Genomic DNA, 17,584 nt, shown 5'->3' on the forward strand with positions numbered 1-17,584 from the left:
TCCTCCTCCCTTTCTACTAATGTTTCATCCCGGAATGATCCATCCCAGGCATATTACTCATATCAGACATTTGATGCGTTTCATGTGAAGTTTCCTCTTTCTTTTCACCTGTCTGTGCGGCAGGTGCTACTGGATCCATCACATGATGCATATCGTGACCGTGACTATATTTCTGGACGATTTCTTCAAACAAGCCTTCTGGGAAAGCAGAATACATCTTATTCTCAGTCAAGCCAGGCTTTTTCAATTCCTCATAATCTTGCTTGGTCATTGCCGGTGCCGTGCCCTTCACCTGCTGTACCCACTGGTCAAATTCATTTTGCGGCTTGGCAACGACTTTGAATTGCATATGGGCGAATCCTTCTCCAGAGAAGTTCGCACTAAAGCCCTGGAACTCTCCTGGCTCATCTGCTTGCAAATACAATTCTGTTGCCATTCCAGACATCGCATAAATCTGGCCACCAAGCTCTGGTACCCAGAACGAGTTCATAGGAGCTTCCGCTGATACTTGGAAACGAACAGGAACACCAGCAGGAATTTCTAAATAGTTGACGGTTGCGACGTTTTGTTCAGGATAAGTAAACATCCATTTCCAATCCAATGCCGTAACCTGAATCGTGATCGGCTTCACTTCTTGATTCGGCGACTCTTTCAAAACGTAGGTGTCACGCACTGTAAAATATCCCAAAATCGCAATGATGATTACCGGAATGCCCCACCAAATTACCTCAAGGGTTGTACTATGTGCCCAATCAGGTTTGTAAGGTGCTTTGTTTTTCGGTGTATCCCGATATCGATAAACGATAAAAGCAGTAATCGCAAGAACCGGAACGATAATAACGGCGCACAATATCACTGAGATGACAATGAGATTGTACTGCGTTTCGGCTACAGGTCCCTTCGGATTCAGGACCAGATAATCACTTCCACATCCCGAAAGCAGGACGGTCGCTAGTGCTGCCAAGACCCAAAAATGAAATTGCCTCAGCATTTTTCCTCCACTCATTCTCCTAATCCCTCCCTCTTTCACACAACAACAGAAGCAATGCTTCTTTCTACACTTTTTTAGCACAAGTGAACACTTGGCGTAACCGCAACTACATACTATCAGAGCCAAGATGTTTTTGTACTCGTTTTTTCGCACGTTCAAGATTTCGTAGTTTTTCTGTTACAAAGTGTTCACGAAGCGGTCACTAGTTGATCATAATATTGCTATGAATATCCACCCCTCCCCAAAAATCCCCTTTTCCCCTTCATATTCAGGCACGCCAAAAAGCCCAATGAGGCCTTGGCATCACTGGGCTAATTCACTGTCAATAAAATTTTACTGTGTAGAAGACAAGCAGAACCGTCCTTTATCGGTGACCGTCACATTTGTGAACGCCTAGGTTCACCTCTTGTCACTTTTGACATTCCTGCCGAACAAACAAAAAACCTCTCATTTCATTAATATAGCGAAAATGAGAGGTCTCGTTTCCTATGCTTTTGTGATTGTAACTTTCTCACACTTCTTGTTTCCGGATGTTCATCAGACGAAATACCGTGCTCAGAAGGAAAATGTTCATACCTGCGATCAGGAAGCCGATGGATACCATCAATGGGAAATTCTCTGATCTGAAATCGCTTACATTAAATACAAACAATAACACTCCAACGATCGTAGCGGTCCAAGCCATCCATTTCAGTGTATCAGCTGCTTTTGTCTCATTATTCATATCACAAGACCCCTGTCTTTTTTATTTTCGTTTCTCTCTTATGAACACATTGTAACATAAAATTCATTTGTTGTTCATGTTTTGTTCAAATTTTTATTGAAAATTTGTCAAAAGTTTTTTCGCAAAGCTATTGGGGACTACCTTGTTACATTTTTCCTTTGTGTCACAAATGTGAATGGCCCTTTATTTCGCCATAAATGGACAAATGGCTCTTGTCCCGAAAACGCGTAAGGACGGGCTTACTAGAGGGTTTGTCTCGATCGTGGGTACGCTATACCCGAAAAAGCAGCATGGGATGAAAACAAGTGGCCGTCCTCATGACCATATTGTTATATAATATAGGTAAGTAAACGGTTTCATACTTCCGGATCTGTCATCAAAGGTGGTTTGCCCATGGTTTTCGCTCGCAAAAAAACGAGGGTCAGCCTCTTGACCCAAATGGTCCTGCTCATCTCTATCGTCGTTCTCATCAGCATGGGCATCGGGACCGCTCTCTTTTCCTTCATTTTAGATGATATTCTGGATCGCTACATCGGACAGCAAGCTATGACGGTTGCCAAAATGGCCGCCATGGATGATGACATTATCGCCGCTTTTGAGAAAGAAGATCCCTCGCGATGGATCCAGCCTCTCGCTGAAATGATTCGGACCACGACAGGCGCCAGCTATGTGGTCATCGGCAACAAGGAAGGCATCCGCTACTCCCACTACGATCCAGATCAAATCGGATTACCGATGGGAACGAGTAACGATCCTGTCTTTCTCGAAAACCGTTCCGTCATTTATCGCGGCTCAGGTATTTCTGGCCCTGCGATCAAGGCAAAAACCCCTATTGTCAACAGCAAAGGAGAAACCATCGGCGTCTCATCCGTCGGCTTTATTATGAGTGACGTCGAGAAACGGGTGGCGGAATATAAAGAAAGAGTCGTGGCCTTCTCCATGCTGCTTCTCATCGTAGGAATCATTGGCGCGATTATCATCGCCCGGCGAGTGAAGCGATTGATTTTTGGACTGGAGCCGGAAGAGATCTCCTTTTTATTCACGGAGAAAACAGCGATACTCGAATCCATCCGGGACGCTACGGTCGCTGTCGATATGCAGGGCCGTGTCGTGTCTATGAATAAGCGCGCCCGTGCTCTCCTGCAGGAAGATTTGACGCTGGGCAAACCCATCTCCAGCCCGCAAATTCGGGACATCATTCACACCATCAATCGAAATACACAGGATATGAACCAGAAAATTTTGCTGGGACACGAGATCTTTATTACGGATTACTCTCCCATTTTGAGCAATAACGAGGTCAGAGGTGTCGTTTTCACTTTCCGTCCGGAGTCCGAAATCGAACAGCTCACAGAGGAGATCACGAAAATCAGCTCTTTCTCCGACAATATGCGGTCACAAAATCACGAATATTTGAATCGTTTAAACACCATTTACGGGTTGCTCAAACTCAAGGAATATGACAAGGCTTTGGAGATGATCACGGATGAAGTGAAAGAGAGACAGGATATTCTCGCCTTTCTCATGAGTTCGGTACAGGAGCCGTTCATCGCTGCCTGTCTGCTCGGGAAAATCAACCGCTCGAAAGAACTGAAGGTGTCATTGGAAATCGATCAGGAAAGCCATCTCGGGAATGTTCCCGCGCCGATCGATCCCAAAATCCTTGTCACCATACTCGGCAATGTGATCGACAATGCGATGGAGGCTGCGCTTGCAAAAAACTGCTCCGATGCCATGGTACACGTCTCCTTTACCGATTTGGGTCAGGACATTATTTTTGATATTGAGGACAACGGTCCTGGCGTTCCTGCCGATATGGAATCCCGCATTTTTGAAAGCGGTGTTACTACAAAGCCAGGCGAAAATCGCGGGCTGGGTCTCGCCCTTGTCAAAAATTCGCTCGTACATTTGGGCGGTCATATTGTGATCGAAAAAAGTGATCTGGGAGGGGCTCGCTTCTCCATCGTCGTACCCAAACAGAGAGAGTAAGGAAAAAGGGGGTATCTACCATGTCTGATCAACCTATTACCGTTATGATCGTAGAAGATGACGAAGTAGCGGCCAAAATCTATGAGCAATTCACGCTCAAGCTGGAAGGATTCCAGATCATCGCCACGGCCTCTACTGGAAAGCAGGCGTTGGACATGCTCCACGTCGTCACTCCTGATATGCTTCTCTTGGACATTTTCTTACCGGATATGAACGGCATCGACCTTTTGCGGGAAGTTCGCAAGCATTTTCGAGGTATTGACGTCATCATGATTACAGCCGCGAATGACGTGGAAACCGTCCGTGAGGCAATACGAGGCGGAGCGTACAGCTATATCATTAAGCCGATTATGATCGATAAATTCATGTCGACTCTGGCGCAGTATGCGAGCACCCGGAGCCAGCTTCAGCAGCATACCACCATGGATCAAATGGCCGTCGACAAGCTGTTTACCAAAGCTTCCATCACGCCAGCTGCCAGAACAGCCGAGAACGTCACCACGCTCCCGAAAGGAATCGACAAGCTGACGCTCAAGCTCATTCGCGACAAGATGCAGGTGACGGCGCACAGCGTCAATGCCGATGATTTGGCGGCACTCGCTGGCATGAGTCATTCGACTGTGCGCAGATATCTGGAATTTCTGGTCTCCATCAATGAGGTTACCGTGGAGACATTTTACGGAACGGTCGGTCGACCGGAGCGAAAGTATCGTTGGGCAGGTGCGTAAGAAGAGTGTAAGGGCAGTCTTCCTAAGTGACTGCCCTTACATGGGGTTTTTTCTTCTATTTTCTTTCTGTTATCTAGCCTGAAGCTTTCCTTCCTCTTTTCTGGCAGCCGTTTGATTCTTCCGGGCGCCCTTGCCGCGAAAAATCGTGATTATCGCAACTGCCGCGATAATCAAGGCCGCCGCGACCCACGACTGGGTAGACAGCTGCTCATCCGCCAGCAGCCAGCCTAAAAATACGGCGACGATCGGATTCACAAAAGCATAGGTGGACACAAGCGAAGGCTCTGCGTTTTTTAGCAGCCAAATATACGCCGTATAAGCGAGAATCGAGCCAAATACGATTAAATACCCGAGGGCGACCCAGGAACGAAGGGATATTTGCGTAACATGCAGCTTCGTCCAATCGTCGAGAAACAGGGATGTTATGCTGAGCAGAATTCCCCCTACAATCATTTGCAGGGCAGTCGACATCAAAGGAGATGCGGGGAGCTTTGCCGTACGGGAATACAGGGACCCAAACGACCAGCTGATCGAGGCAGCCAGCAGCACGATAATCCCAATCGTATCGGCACCTTTACCTTCCGAGCCACCGGGGTGGACCACCAAAACAGCGACGCCCGCGAGCCCAACCAGGATTCCCGCCATCACTCCGCCCGACGGTTTTTGTCTGCTCCCTCCGGCCCAGTTGAGCACCAGAATCCAAAGCGGGACTGTCGCCACCAGCAAGGAAGCGATCGCAGAGGGCAGTCTCAGCTCCGCCCAGGCGACGACGCCATTACCTCCAAGAAGCAGCAGCGCCCCCACAATACCCGCACCTTTCCACTCGGCAGCACTTGGCAGTTCGGCTCCCTTCAAACGACTGAACAGGAAGAGAAACACACCAGCCAAAGTGAACCTCACCCCTGCCATAATAAAGGGCGGAATCGATTCAATGGCAATTTTCATGCCGAGATAAGTGCCTCCCCAAAATAAGTAAACGGTCAGCAAAGCGATCGTAATGGCAAAAAGCTTCGTATCCTTTTTTCCTGTCATCGCTTATTTTCCACCCTTGCTTTCAAATTTCTTTCCACCCATCTTCATACATGGTTGACAAGATAAAGGTCGTCGAGGTTTCCAACACTTCTTCATGCTTGACCATTTCATCTATCAGATTCGTGAGATCCTCCGGTGCATTCACGCGCACCTTCAGCATCATGCACCACTCCCCTGCGAGTCTCTGGCATTCCACGATCTTGACGTTTGGCACCTGCAGCTCCACGATCTTCCCTGCCATTTCCTTGAAGTTTTGACATCTCGCTTTCACAAAGATCAGCACCTTGATTTTTTGCTCCATCAGTCTCCAATCGATGATGCTGCGATATCCTTTGATCACTCCATTCTTCTCAAGCTTGCCGACCCGCTGATGGACAGCCGGACGAGAAATGTGCAAGATCTTGCTGATTTCCTCATGAGACAGTCTTCCGTTTTCCTCGAGCAGCTCCAAAATCTTCAGATCCACGTCATCCATCGCTGATCCCTCCTGTGGAAATAGTAACACAATTCCGTCATTATGAAACCATTCGTAATCGTCAGCCTTTAAACTCAAACGAATCGTAAAAAACAAGCAAGATTTCAAATAAAAACGTCAAAATCCCAGTCGGATTTCCGCTTAACGATTACGGATCGTTCGCCGTCATTGGTACAAATAGCTGCCCTGCTGCTAAATCGAACAGCGGCTGCCTAAGACCTAAAGACACTGTCTTAGACAACCGCTGTTTTCTTGCACGATTTTCAACCTCATGCCTTGAAGAAGGGAGATGAGCCCTACTCTTTTCCATCCCATTGATAAATGAGCTGCACCACGCCAGAGGAGAACGTTCTGGCTTCAACCTGTTTGAAATTCAACCTCTTTTTGATATCCATAAACAACGGTTTGCCTTCTCCCAAAACAACCGGGTGAACAGACAATCTAAATTCATCTACAAGCCCTAGGCTGATAAAGGTTGAAATGAGGCTCGATCCACCGTACAGCCAGATGTCTTTGCCAGGCTTGTTCTTTATTTTATTTACTTCTTCAAGAATGTGATCGTTCATAAAAATGGCTTTATCCCCAGTCCCTTTTTGCGTCCTGGAAAACACGTATTTCTCCTTGCTATGAACGACTCTCCAGATTTCTTTTTCCATATCGGAATGTGCCGGCTCCGGATGAAATTGTCCCCATAGCTCATAGCTTTTTCTGCCATAGAGAATCGTATCAATTTGATGCAAGAACGAAAGAAACCCCATCTCCTCGTCCATCATGCACCAATCCACTTCTCCATTTTTTCCTTCAATAAAACCATCTAACGTAACGGCTACATCCAAAATGATTTTCCGTGCCATGGTTGTTCCCCTTTTCATTGAGCTACCACCCATTCTAGCCATTTCAATATGCCAGCTGGTGGATCTGCACTAGCCAAGGAGGGGGGGCAGAAGAATTCGGCCTGCCTTAGTCCCAAAATGGTCCAACTGAAAAGTGATATGCAGAAGGCGTGGATCGACCATACGATCTGGACGAGAAGCTATATTGTCAGCGTCATGTCGAATCGTCCAGATGCGAAGGACGTATTGGATCGGCTTTTGCAGAATCAGCAGGACATCGGGAATCTGATCAAGCCTTATTATGGGGAAGAAGCCGGGAATAAGCTGTCTGAGCTTTTGAGAGAGCAGATTCAAATCGCAGGGAAAATTGTCGCAGCTGCCAAAACGGGCAATCAGGCGGATTTGAAAAGCCTGGATGCAGATTGGCATAGAAACGCTGACGATATCGCCAAATTTTTAAGCGCCGCGAACCCGAACTGGCCGTTTAAAACAACACAGGATATGTTTTATACACATCTTCAATTGATCACTGAACTGGGGAACATCGAGATCGATGGAGTTCTTGGCAGCAGCTACGTCGAAGAGTTTCTCGATCATTCTCGTTTCTCACCTTTTCCCCAAGTACAGTATACGGAACGGCCAGACGTCGTTTCGGCCGCACTTTTGGAAGGCCGGGTCGCTATCATTGTCGATGGTACGCCCATGGTGCTGCTCGCACCCGTCACGTTATGGATGCTGCTTCAATCAGCTGAAGATTACTATCAACGGTATATAGCGGGAACATGGATTCGGTGGATACGTTACTTGTTCGTATTTATATCCTTATTGCTTCCTTCGGTATATGTTGCGATTACGACGTTTCACCCGGAAATGATCCCTCCTAAGCTGCTCATGACCATTGCCGCTTCACGTGAAATTGTCCCGTTTCCCGCATTGATTGAAGCCTTTATTATGGAAATTTCTTTCGAAGCCTTGCGGGAAGCCGCTGTACGTATCCCCAAATCGATCGGTCAAGCCGTATCCATTATTGGGGCTTTGATTATCGGCACAGCTGCTGTCCAGGCTGGGATCGTTTCCGCAGCCATGGTCATCATCGTCTCTTTTACGGGTATTGCTTCGTTTATCATCCCTCACTTTGATCTGGGTCTGTCTATTCGCTTATTACGCTTTCCCATCATGATCTTCGCGGGGTTGTTTGGGCTTTTCGGCATCATTTGCGGTCTGCTTTTGATCTATATTCATCTCATCAATCTACGGTCGTTCGGAATGCCCTATCTGGCACCCATGACACCTTTAATCATAGGTGATCTTAAGGATACGTACGTAAGGGCTCCCTGGTGGTACTTGCGCAAAAGACCTTCCACTGCTGGAAAGAACAAGATCAGGCAAGGAAGCAAAAAAATCCAAGAGACTGAGCGAGAGGAGGATGGCGATTGAGCACGATTCTACCTTGGCGTGTGGCTATGCTTTATATCGTTGCTTTCCTCTCCTGCTTCGGATTGACTGGATGCTGGTCGTCTGTAGAATTGAATAATCGAAGTTTTGTACGCATCATTTTCTTAGATAAAGTCAACGATGGGGTCGAGGTCACCCTCTCTTTCCCCTTAGCCAACCGTCTCATTCCTGGACAGTCGGGTGGAACTGGTGAATTAACCGGCAAGCCTTATACTACTGTAACCAAGACTGGCCATGACATCGGTGAAGCGTATCGCCTCATCCAGTCCGATCTATCTCGTAGAATCACCTTTGGTCAAACAAGCGTCGTGGTAATCGGAAAGGAATTTGCCAAAGCCGGGATCAGTCAGGTTCTGGAATTCATTTCTCGAGAACCGCGGTTCCATATCAATACCAACGTGTATATCGCACCTGGTAAAGCAAAAGAAATAACGACGATCCCCATCATCTTTGAACGCTTTCCTGTAGATATATTGCTCGCCTATAGTAGAGAGCTTGTGACGCTCGATACGACAGCAAAGGATTGTTTGGCTGCTTCTTATTACGGTGGCGACATGTTAATTCCCATGCTAAAAGTCGAAACCAAAGCCATCCCGAGCGAAAAAAAACAGGTACAAAACTGGCTGGGAACAGACGGAGCAGCCATTTTCAAGAACGGAAAACTGGTGAATACTCTCACGACTTATGAAATGAGGGGGGCTATGTGGATTCTAGGGAAAATGAGGGACGCGGAGATTACGGTAATCGCTTCAACTGATGGCAAACCACTCGATTTTATGATCAACCAATCCCATTCCAAAATAAAGCCAATCATCGAGGGAGATCAAATCACGATACACATTCATTGCAAAGCGGATGCTTCCTTGATATCCTCGCAATCCACCATTCCATTGCAAGATCCGGAGCAAATTAAAAATTTGGAGGACAGCCTTGAAGAATTGGTAAAGATTCGGATCAAGAAAGCCATTGAGTCCTCGCAGAAAGTGGGTGCTCGTGAAAATCGCTCCTCATGTAGAGATCACTATAAAACGGCTGGGAACCACTAAAAATCCTATTCGCTTCCATCCAGAAGAGTCATCATCAGGGGGTTGAAATGATCATCGTAGCCATGGTATTTGCAATCATCTTTGGGTATGAGCTTCGCTATCTACATCATCAAAACCGAAAAAAGCGAACAAAACGGATCGTCGTAGGGATGGTACTTTTCTGCTTTCTCAGCTTTGAAGCCCTCTATTATTTTCGGGATTCTTTCCAGTTTGCCAAAGTAATTGAGTATGTTTTTCACCCGATGGAAAAGTTCATTATTTGGAGAGGCGAAAATGAATAAGGAGCTGGGGCAAGTATCACAATCACAGCTTTATATGTTGTTCACCCAGTACCTTTTTACAACTATGCTTGGCTTTCGCTTGACCGCTTTGGTAACGGAGGCAGGTTTTTCTTCATGGATCCCCCTCCTGATCGGAGCAATATGTGGTCTTGCCATTACCTATGTCTCCTTTCGAGTGGCCATAAAACGCCCAACCGCTTTCTTTGCTACCTATGGCAAATACATTGTTGGAAAGTGGCTGCACTATCCTCTCATCACCATCATGATTTTTACGAGCTTGTTCAGTGCAGCTTTCGTCTTGCGCGAATTGCAGGATTTCCTGGTCGAGGTCTACCTTCCCGAAACACCTGATTGGGCGGTTACAGCGCTTATTAGCATTTGTATTGCCTATGCCGTCCGTTCAGGCGTGCATGCTATCTTTCGGTGTGCGCAAGGGATCTTCTTCTTAACCATCCTCGGAATGCTGATGATACCCGTATTCGTCGTCCGTGATATGAATTTCCAAATGACCATTGCATTTTTTCAGCATATCCAGCAGGACAAACGTTATTCATCATCTTGACTAGCCTCATTTCAACCTTGCTCGTATTTGGACCACATTTAACAAGTGAACTGATTTACCCCGAGCTAGAGCTCATTCGTTTCATCCGAGCAGGTTCTTTTCTGGAGAATCTGGATCCTGTCCTGATTGCAGTGTGGCTCACCAGCCTTTTTATTAAAATCAGTTTGTTCCTCTTTATATCTGTGATAGCACTTACTCACAGCTTTTCCTTACAGGATCACAAACCATTTGCTCTATCCATGACAGCCATCATGGCGGGACTCTCTTTATTCATGGCCAGATCTAAAATGGAACTTGCTCATTTGACCAATCACGGTATGGTAAGCCTTCTTTTGGTAGCGGAAGTCATCCCTGTCCTTTATTTTGTTGTAGACTGGACGCGTACAGCTTTGACTAAACGGTGAAAGCAGACCATGTCGAAAAGGCACCAGCCGCAAGATGGCTGGTGCCTTTTCAGAGATATTACCACCGCTTACCTCCACCCAATGTTTTACTACCGGTTCTCCATGACAAAGGCTCTTTCTTGATGTATTCAGCCATTACAGTATCTCGATATAGCCTACTGTCCCATGCACACGAATTCGCTGTCCGTCTTTTATCAGCTTGGTAGCATTCTCCACGCCGACAACTGCTGGCAAACCATATTCTCGTGCGATCACTGCTCCATGGGTCATCAGCCCACCGACTTCGGTGACGAGACCTTTTATCGATACAAACAATGGTGTCCAGCCAGGATCGGTAAAAGTGGTGACCAATATATCTCCCTCTTCTAAATCAGCGTCTTCCATGCTTAAGATGACACGTGCGCGCCCCTCTATTACTCCGGAAGAAACAGGTAGACCTGCAATCGCTTTATCTGGAAGATTTTCCCTTTTGTACTCACCTGTAATGATTTCCCCATCAGACGTGATTACACGTGGCGGAGTTAGTTTTTCAAAAAACTTGTAATCGTCTTTTCGATTGCTGATGATCCGATCATCCAGCTTGTTTGTGCGTACAACCTCGTGAAGCTCTTCAAAAGAAAGATAGTAGATGTCCTCTTTTTCATGAATCACGCCAGCTTCGACCAATTGTTCGGCTTCCTTTAGCAAAGCCTGCTTATAAACCAAGTAGCGATGTATCATGCCGTATTTTGGATACTCCCTGTACCCGATAAAATTCCGGATTCTGTCAATCATTTGCTTGGTTTCTTCCGCTTTTTGCTCACCCTCCGGTAATTTTCTCAATCGCTCTAACAGGTCTTGTTCTTTTTCCAGCGCTTCCAGTCGTCCTTGCTCAAACTTTTGTTTGCCAGCATTCGGCTCAAAGTTTTTGATATTGCCTAGAATCAGGGGGACAAGTGTCAGTGGTTTTTCGATCCAACGCGTTCTCGTTATATCGATTTCTCCGGCACAGCGCATTCCGTATTGCTGAAGATAGGAGTAGATCGCATCTCGGGCTTTCTGTCCACCATCAAGGTCAGATAGTGCCTCCAAAAAGCTATCGTCTTTTACATGCTGCAAAAAAGCAATGACTTCTGGATAAGGACGAATCACATCCGCGACATCCATTAATGCCAGGCCCATTTCCGAAGTAATATTGTTCGGTACGGATTGGGAAAGCGTATCTGCTGCGTTTTTTTCCCCTAACCATTCGTACAGGTTTTCATTGATCCATGCTGAAGCGTTCATAGCGGTCATAAACACAGCCGTACTTTGAGGATCAAATAAAATTTTCTTTAATTGCTCGATGTCTTCTCGAATAAAATCGAGCAAGTCCGGCCCTGATTTCGCTTGGATGCTGCGCTTTAGCTCTTCGATCGAGGCTTGACTGCGCTTCATCAAATCAGAGACGATTGCGGAATCGCTTTCGATTTGAATTTGAGGACCCACAGGCGGCATACCTTTCTGATTTTTACCAGGCCCCGGTGCTTTTTTATCTTCTGGCAACGCTTGTATAAAATCTTCTCGCCCTATGATGGTCGTAAGTGCGTCCTTTAAGAGCGGATCGGATTTTCCGAGGGTATCCACCATGACTTGTCTGCTGTCAGGGGAAGCAAGCATATCGGTAATATCGACGAACAACCTACCCCCAGCTGTTCGCATAGGCGCACGAGTCGTTAACAGGAAAAAAGACAAGCCCAGTGGTTTAATGGGGTCAGTCATCATTTGCTGATGGCCTACAGATATATAGACGTGATTTTCTTGATCGTTCACCTCAGGGATGGGGTACAACGTCGTGATTGGCCGACTCTGGACGATAGAAAAAGTGTCATCAGCCAAGCACCATTCGATATCTTGCGGGCTGCCAAAATAAGCTTCAATCTGCCTTCCAATACGGGCGAGCTTTAAAATCTGTTGATCCGATAAAGTTTGCGTCTTTTGCAGATCTGGATCGATCTCCTGTGTCACTGTCCCGCCTTCTTTTCGCCCGTAGATCGCCAGTTTTTTGGCTGCAATCCTCCGATCGACGACTTCTCCCTCCAGTACTTTATAGCAATCGGCAGATACCACCCCAGAGACCAATGCTTCTCCAAGTCCAAAGCTGGCATCGATGGATAGCAGCTTCCGGTTGGACGTGATCGGATCAGCGGTAAATAAAATTCCAGATACCTGTGGGAAAACCATTCTTTGTACGATCACGGATAAATAAACTTGACGGTGGTCAAATCCATTTTGCATCCGGTAAATGACCGCGCGTTCCGTAAACAGGGAAGCCCAGCATTTGCGGATATGCTCCAAAATGGCTTCGATGCCGATGACATTTAAATAGGTGTCTTGTTGACCCGCAAAAGAGGCATACGGCAAATCTTCCGCGGTCGCGCTAGAACGAATGGCATACGCGTGTTCTTCTCCAAGCTGGGTGAGATAATGAGCTACGGCCTCCACCACATCCGCTGGAATTTCTACTTCGCTAAGGATTTGTCGAATCTTCCGGCTGATTTCACCAATTTGTTCTCGATCTTCTCCTTTTAGCATCGCTAGTTGATCCAACAAGGCATGGTACGTCTCGTTATGCGCGATGGCCTTTTGAAATCCCACTGTTGTCACACAAAATCCTTCTGGTACGTGGATTCCTTGCATTTTTGCCAATTGCCCTAAATGCAGCCCTTTTCCGCCAACGAGCAGTAGCTGGTCTTTGTGTATTTCCTGAAAACCGAGAGCCAAAGAACTCATTTTATATCTCCCCTAACCATTCAATTGAGAAAAAGCATTTGACACGAGGTTGCCGGCATGATACAATTAAAATATAATATGGGATAAATGTTGTAATTTTAACAAAACAGTCGTATTTCGATTATAGCATCGTGACTGTTTTTACGCTATAGAAAAGAACCTGGTAAAGCTGCCCAGGTTCTTCTTTGATTTTCGTTGCCATTCGGCACAGCAAAAAGCCCCCACCGTATGGCTAAAAGGTAGGGGCTTCTCTCTTTTTTCATCTTTTTGCTTGCGGCTTTTCAAACATGGCCATCCATTCATCCACCGAAATGGATACGACCTCCTCGCCTGTCTTTTCCACTGCAAAGTAGGTTTGGACCTCTGCCTTCGCCTCGGTAATATGAGCCGTTACCTGAGCTACCTGTTCTTCTGACTCCGTCGTTCGTCTCACCCAAGTCGCATAAGGGAAGGTCTTTTTGCGAATACGGGACTGGCCTTCTGCAAGACCTGCCTGCTCGATCCACTCCCGCCATTCCGAGCGAGAATAGCTGCGTACATGACTGGTATCCCGCAGCTTCTCCAGCGTGTTCACAAAACGATCCAGCTCTTCCTCCTCCGGCGCGATATTGTCAATCAGCACGAACTTGCCACCAGGCCTCAGGACACGTGCGACTTCCTGGACAAATGCCTGGGGATTGGGAAAATGATGAGCGGCAATTCGGCAGCCAACCGCATCGAACGTATCGTCGAGAAACGGGAGTGCCTCTGCGTCCGCTACGACATAAAAGACATTGCTGCAGTGCGCCTTTAGATGATTCCGAGCTGCCTCTAGCATCGGTCCGGTCAAATCCGTCGCAAAAGCCTGACCTACATGCGGAGCGATTTTCTTGGTAAGATGCCCCCCACCTGTCGCCACGTCGAGAAAGACCCAATCAGACGACGGATTCAGCCAAGGCGCCAGCAGGGAGAGATCATCTCCCGTCGCGTGTGTCTGGCTGGTCACATACTTTTCGGCATTGGCACCGAACTGCTGTTTGACTTCCTCTTTGATCTTTTTGTCATCTCGCATGCGTTTCACTCTCCTTTACCCTTCTACGTTCACCACTACTTTTTTCCCTCGCATTTTCATGATCAACGGAACCGAGATCCACAGAACCGCGATAATCAGGAAGACCAGAGATACTGGCTTTTCAATAAAGATGGAGAAGTCTCCGTTGGACGTCGTCAGTGCGCGACGCAAGTTATTTTCAATCATTGGCCCAAGCACCAAGCCCAAAACAAGTGGTGCCATTGGGAAATCATTTTTCGCCAGGAAGTACCCGACTACCCCACAGATTAGCAGCAGCACGAGATCAAATACCGAGACACGTACCGCGTACACACCGAAAATGGAGATTGCCACAATCATCGGGATCAAATACTTCGGAGGTGTTTCAATCAGCTTGGCAAAAACTTTGACGAGCGGCATGTTGAGAATCAGCAGCATCAGGTTACCGATAAACATACTCGCGATCAAGCCCCACGCGATGGTCGGATGCTCATCAAACAGCAGGGGACCTGGCTGCACGTTGTACATGATCAGAGCGCCCATCAGCACGGCGGTCGTCCCTGTTCCCGGAATCCCCAAGGTCAAAAGGGGAATCATGGCTCCACCCGAAGCAGCGTTGTTGGCTGACTCAGGGGCCGCCACACCCGCGATTGCCCCTTTTCCGAACTTCTCCGGATTTTTACTGATTTTCTTTTCCAGCAAGTACGCGAGGAAGGACGCCAGTGTCGCGCCTGATCCAGGAACAATTCCTTTAAAGAAACCAACCAACGAACCGCGGATGATCGGCCCTGCACTTTCTTTCAAATCCTGCTTGGTAGGCAAAATGCGAGAGATTTTGGCGATCTCCCCTTCGTTCGCATCGCGCTCTAGAATCGTTTTGAAAACCTCTCCGAGAGCAAATACCCCCACCGCAATGGTCAAAAATTCCAGACCGGAATAAAGCTCGGGCATGTCAAAGGTAAAGCGTGCCACACCAGACACGTTGTCCATCCCGATCGTCGCGAGCAAAAGTCCGAATACGGTCATAATCAAGGCCTTGGTGACTGACTTTCCTGCCAATCCGCTCAAGGCGCACAGCCCGAGGATCATCAGGGAAAACTCATCGGCAGGACTGAGCTTGAGCGCGACATCTGATAATGGCTCAGCCAAGAATACCAGACCGACAAGCGAGACAATCCCTGCTACAAACGAACCGATCGCAGCGATCGCCAGGGCGACTCCCGCCCGTCCCTGCTTGGCCATCGGGTATCCATCCAATACGGTAACAACTGAGGATGACTCACCTGGCGTATTCAACAGAATCGAAGTTGTAGAGCCACCGTACATCGCCCCGTAATAAACGCCCGCCAGCAAAATAATCGCGCTGGTCGCTGCCTCCTCTGGCGGGAGCCCGCCTGTCAACGATGCTGTTACGGGAATCAGCAGCGCGACGCCGCTAATCGGTCCGATCCCTGGCAAAACGCCTACTACCGTCCCGATCAGTACACCGACAAACGCAAAGATGATATTTTGCCATTGCAGGGCTGTAGCAAAGCCATTTAATAAGTAATGAAACGCATCCATTTGTCATCCACCTCCTAAAAGCCTAACCATGCTGGTAAACCGGGCAAGCTGCCATCGAGAACATTGACGTACAAGAAGTAGATACCAAAGGAAAATGCGCCGGAAATAAGCAGTGTCGAGAGCCATTTTCCCTTTGACATGGTCTGGAAGCCAACCAGCAAAAAGAGGAAGGTGCTCACCACATATCCGATTTCCTCCAACAGCAAGACGTATAAAAGTGCCGCTACGAGTATGATGAGAAATCGTTTGTAATCGAGCGCAGGTCCCTGCTTTTTCTCCTCTTGCTTGTATTTGAATGTTTCGTAAAACAAGCGCAGGCTTAGCAAAACCAAAAGAGCTCCGAGACCGAGCGGAAAGATATTCGGCCCGACATTGCTTCCGTACGCACTCGCGGAAATGTTTTGGCTGCCAATCAAAAATGCCGCTCCCAAGACGAGAAACAACAGGCTGGCGTAGCGATCAAATGTTTTGCTCACGTGCTCCTCCCCTTCTCACAAAAATTTAAGAATGGAGGAGGAGAAGAATCGCTTCTTCTCCGTCTCCGCTCTCAATTTTATTTATTTCGCCATATTGAGCAGACCCAGGATTTCCTTGAACATTTTTTCTTGATCGCCCAGATAAGTCTTGAAGTCTGCTCCGTTTTTGTAACCGTCATCCCAGCCATTTGTTTCTAGTTCAGCTTTCCATTCAGCCGTTTGTGTCATGGCTTTCAACTTTTCTTCCCAGTAGGCTACAGCATCCGGTGTCATATCTTTTGGCCCAAACACGCCGCGCCAGTTGATCAATTCGGTATCATACCCCGCTTCTTTATAGGTCGGGATGTCCTTGAATGTGCCTTTCAGTCTTTCTGGAGAAGATACGCCCAAGATTTTTACTTTACCGGATTTTACGTACTCACCAGCACCCGATACATCGGTAGCGAGTACGTCTGCATTTCCGCCCAAAAGCGCTGCGATCGCCTCTCCACCACCGTCGTAAGAGATGTATTTTACCGATTTTGGATCGATGCCCGCTTTTACTGCCGGCATCAAGAATGTCAAGTGATCGAGCGAGCCTGGAGCAGAGCCTCCTGCCACGGTTACCTTTGTCGGATCGGCCTTAATCGCATCCATCAGGGATTTCAGATTGTTGTAAGGAGAGCCGGCTGCCACAACGATGGCGCCATAGTCCTTCGTCAGCTGAGCCAACGGTGTCATATCATTGTAGGAATGAGGGCTGTTCCCTTCCTTTTTCAGGTTATTGATGATAATCGGTGTAGAAGGAAGCAGCAGCTTGTAATTGTTTTTCTTGTCCTGCGTCACGAAGTCTGCCAATCCTACTGCCTGACCGCCACCTGGCTTGTTTTCGACGGTGATCGTCTTCTCTACCAGCTTGCTTGCTGACATGACCTTTGCAACGGATCTCGCTGTTTTATCCAGGCCACCACCTGCACCCGATGGAGCTGTTATGACAATTGGCTTTTCCGGATAAGTTGAAGCTGCCTTCCCGCCTCCTGCTGCGGTTTGCCCACCGCCGCCTCCACAGGCTGCCAGGCTCAGTGCCATCGCTGTCGTAAGAAGTACGCCGCTCCACTTCTTCCATTTCTTAGTTTGATTCATCTGTATATCCCCCTTTGTTGATAGCGTTTTCAACTAAGGAGATCATAGCACCCTATGAAAGCGCTTCCTAGTTTGTTCGGATTTTTTGGATAAACGCTATTTTTATGATTATTTTCATATTT

Annotated in this window: 17 protein-coding genes; 7 read left to right on the forward strand and 10 right to left on the reverse strand. The window is 47.5% G+C overall.

Features of this window, described 5'->3' with window-relative positions:
* Window positions 1–16: 16 nt before the first annotated feature.
* Both cyoA and EDM55_RS05410 read right to left on the reverse strand, forming a co-directional pair.
* Window positions 17–1,006, reverse strand: coding sequence for a ubiquinol oxidase subunit II (gene cyoA, locus EDM55_RS05405; RefSeq protein ID WP_092266277.1), 990 nt, complete (start codon window positions 1,004–1,006; stop codon window positions 17–19).
* 496 nt (window positions 1,007–1,502) lie between these two features.
* Complete coding sequence (locus EDM55_RS05410; RefSeq protein ID WP_092266278.1) at window positions 1,503–1,715, reverse strand: hypothetical protein; 213 nt, start codon at window positions 1,713–1,715, stop codon at window positions 1,503–1,505.
* Window positions 1,716–2,108: 393 nt separating this feature from the next.
* On the opposite strand from EDM55_RS05410, the gene EDM55_RS05415 reads away from it, so the two are divergent.
* Window positions 2,109–3,704: an ATP-binding protein gene (locus EDM55_RS05415; RefSeq protein WP_246070929.1), complete on the forward strand. Its 1,596-nt coding sequence runs from the start codon at window positions 2,109–2,111 to the stop codon at window positions 3,702–3,704.
* Between the two features lie 20 nt (window positions 3,705–3,724).
* Window positions 3,725–4,432 carry a response regulator gene (locus EDM55_RS05420; RefSeq protein WP_092266280.1) on the forward strand — a complete coding sequence of 236 codons (708 nt, stop codon included), beginning with the start codon at window positions 3,725–3,727 and terminating at the stop codon, window positions 4,430–4,432.
* A gap of 69 nt (window positions 4,433–4,501) precedes the next feature.
* Here EDM55_RS05420 and yedA read toward each other — a convergent pair whose 3' ends face one another.
* The 3 genes from yedA to EDM55_RS05435 all read right to left on the reverse strand — a co-directional run bounded on the left by yedA (window position 4,502) and on the right by EDM55_RS05435 (window position 6,793).
* Window positions 4,502–5,464, reverse strand: coding sequence for a drug/metabolite exporter YedA (gene yedA / locus EDM55_RS05425; RefSeq protein WP_122959792.1), 963 nt, complete (start codon window positions 5,462–5,464; stop codon window positions 4,502–4,504).
* Between the two features lie 22 nt (window positions 5,465–5,486).
* The gene (locus EDM55_RS05430; RefSeq protein ID WP_092266282.1) at window positions 5,487–5,939 is read right to left on the reverse strand and encodes an Lrp/AsnC family transcriptional regulator; all 453 of its coding nucleotides are present in this window, start codon (window positions 5,937–5,939) and stop codon (window positions 5,487–5,489) included.
* Window positions 5,940–6,235: 296 nt separating this feature from the next.
* The gene (locus EDM55_RS05435) at window positions 6,236–6,793 is read right to left on the reverse strand and encodes a dihydrofolate reductase family protein (protein ID WP_092266283.1); all 558 of its coding nucleotides are present in this window, start codon (window positions 6,791–6,793) and stop codon (window positions 6,236–6,238) included.
* A 138-nt stretch (window positions 6,794–6,931) separates the two neighbouring features.
* Here EDM55_RS05435 and EDM55_RS05440 point away from each other — a divergent pair, with 138 nt between their 5' ends.
* The 5 genes from EDM55_RS05440 to EDM55_RS31380 are packed head-to-tail and all read left to right on the forward strand — an operon-like array spanning window position 6,932 to window position 10,520.
* The gene (locus EDM55_RS05440; RefSeq protein ID WP_246070928.1) at window positions 6,932–8,209 is read left to right on the forward strand and encodes a spore germination protein; all 1,278 of its coding nucleotides are present in this window, start codon (window positions 6,932–6,934) and stop codon (window positions 8,207–8,209) included.
* A complete protein-coding gene (locus EDM55_RS05445; protein WP_122959794.1) occupies window positions 8,206–9,273 on the forward strand; it encodes a Ger(x)C family spore germination protein in 1,068 nt (355 codons plus the stop codon). Before EDM55_RS05440 ends, EDM55_RS05445 begins: the two co-directional genes overlap by 4 nt.
* 47 nt (window positions 9,274–9,320) lie before the next feature.
* Window positions 9,321–9,554, forward strand: a complete 234-nt coding sequence (locus tag EDM55_RS05450) for a hypothetical protein (RefSeq protein WP_092266286.1) — start codon at window positions 9,321–9,323, stop codon at window positions 9,552–9,554.
* Entirely contained in the window at window positions 9,547–10,116 is a 570-nt protein-coding gene (locus EDM55_RS05455; RefSeq protein WP_170184391.1) for a GerAB/ArcD/ProY family transporter, read from the forward strand. Before EDM55_RS05450 ends, EDM55_RS05455 begins: the two co-directional genes overlap by 8 nt.
* A 17-nt stretch (window positions 10,117–10,133) precedes the next feature.
* Window positions 10,134–10,520, forward strand: coding sequence for a GerAB/ArcD/ProY family transporter (locus tag EDM55_RS31380; protein WP_375371890.1), 387 nt, complete (start codon window positions 10,134–10,136; stop codon window positions 10,518–10,520).
* Between the two features lie 135 nt (window positions 10,521–10,655).
* On the opposite strand, the gene ppsA is transcribed toward EDM55_RS31380, so the two are convergent.
* From ppsA to EDM55_RS05485, 5 genes are all read right to left on the reverse strand, one after another.
* On the reverse strand, window positions 10,656–13,271 hold the full coding sequence (gene ppsA / locus EDM55_RS05465; protein ID WP_122959797.1) for a phosphoenolpyruvate synthase: 2,616 nt from the start codon (window positions 13,269–13,271) through the stop codon (window positions 10,656–10,658).
* A gap of 259 nt (window positions 13,272–13,530) precedes the next feature.
* On the reverse strand, window positions 13,531–14,322 hold the full coding sequence (locus EDM55_RS05470) for a class I SAM-dependent methyltransferase (protein ID WP_122959798.1): 792 nt from the start codon (window positions 14,320–14,322) through the stop codon (window positions 13,531–13,533).
* A 15-nt stretch (window positions 14,323–14,337) separates the two neighbouring features.
* Window positions 14,338–15,864, reverse strand: coding sequence for a tripartite tricarboxylate transporter permease (locus tag EDM55_RS05475; RefSeq protein WP_092266291.1), 1,527 nt, complete (start codon window positions 15,862–15,864; stop codon window positions 14,338–14,340).
* A 14-nt stretch (window positions 15,865–15,878) separates the two neighbouring features.
* Entirely contained in the window at window positions 15,879–16,340 is a 462-nt protein-coding gene (locus EDM55_RS05480; RefSeq protein ID WP_092266292.1) for a tripartite tricarboxylate transporter TctB family protein, read from the reverse strand.
* An 81-nt stretch (window positions 16,341–16,421) separates the two neighbouring features.
* A complete protein-coding gene (locus EDM55_RS05485; protein ID WP_122959799.1) occupies window positions 16,422–17,462 on the reverse strand; it encodes a tripartite tricarboxylate transporter substrate binding protein in 1,041 nt (346 codons plus the stop codon).
* Window positions 17,463–17,584: the final 122 nt, after the last annotated feature.

It is taken from the genome of Brevibacillus centrosporus, assembly GCF_003710815.1.
In the GTDB taxonomy this organism is placed as follows: domain Bacteria; phylum Bacillota; class Bacilli; order Brevibacillales; family Brevibacillaceae; genus Brevibacillus; species Brevibacillus centrosporus.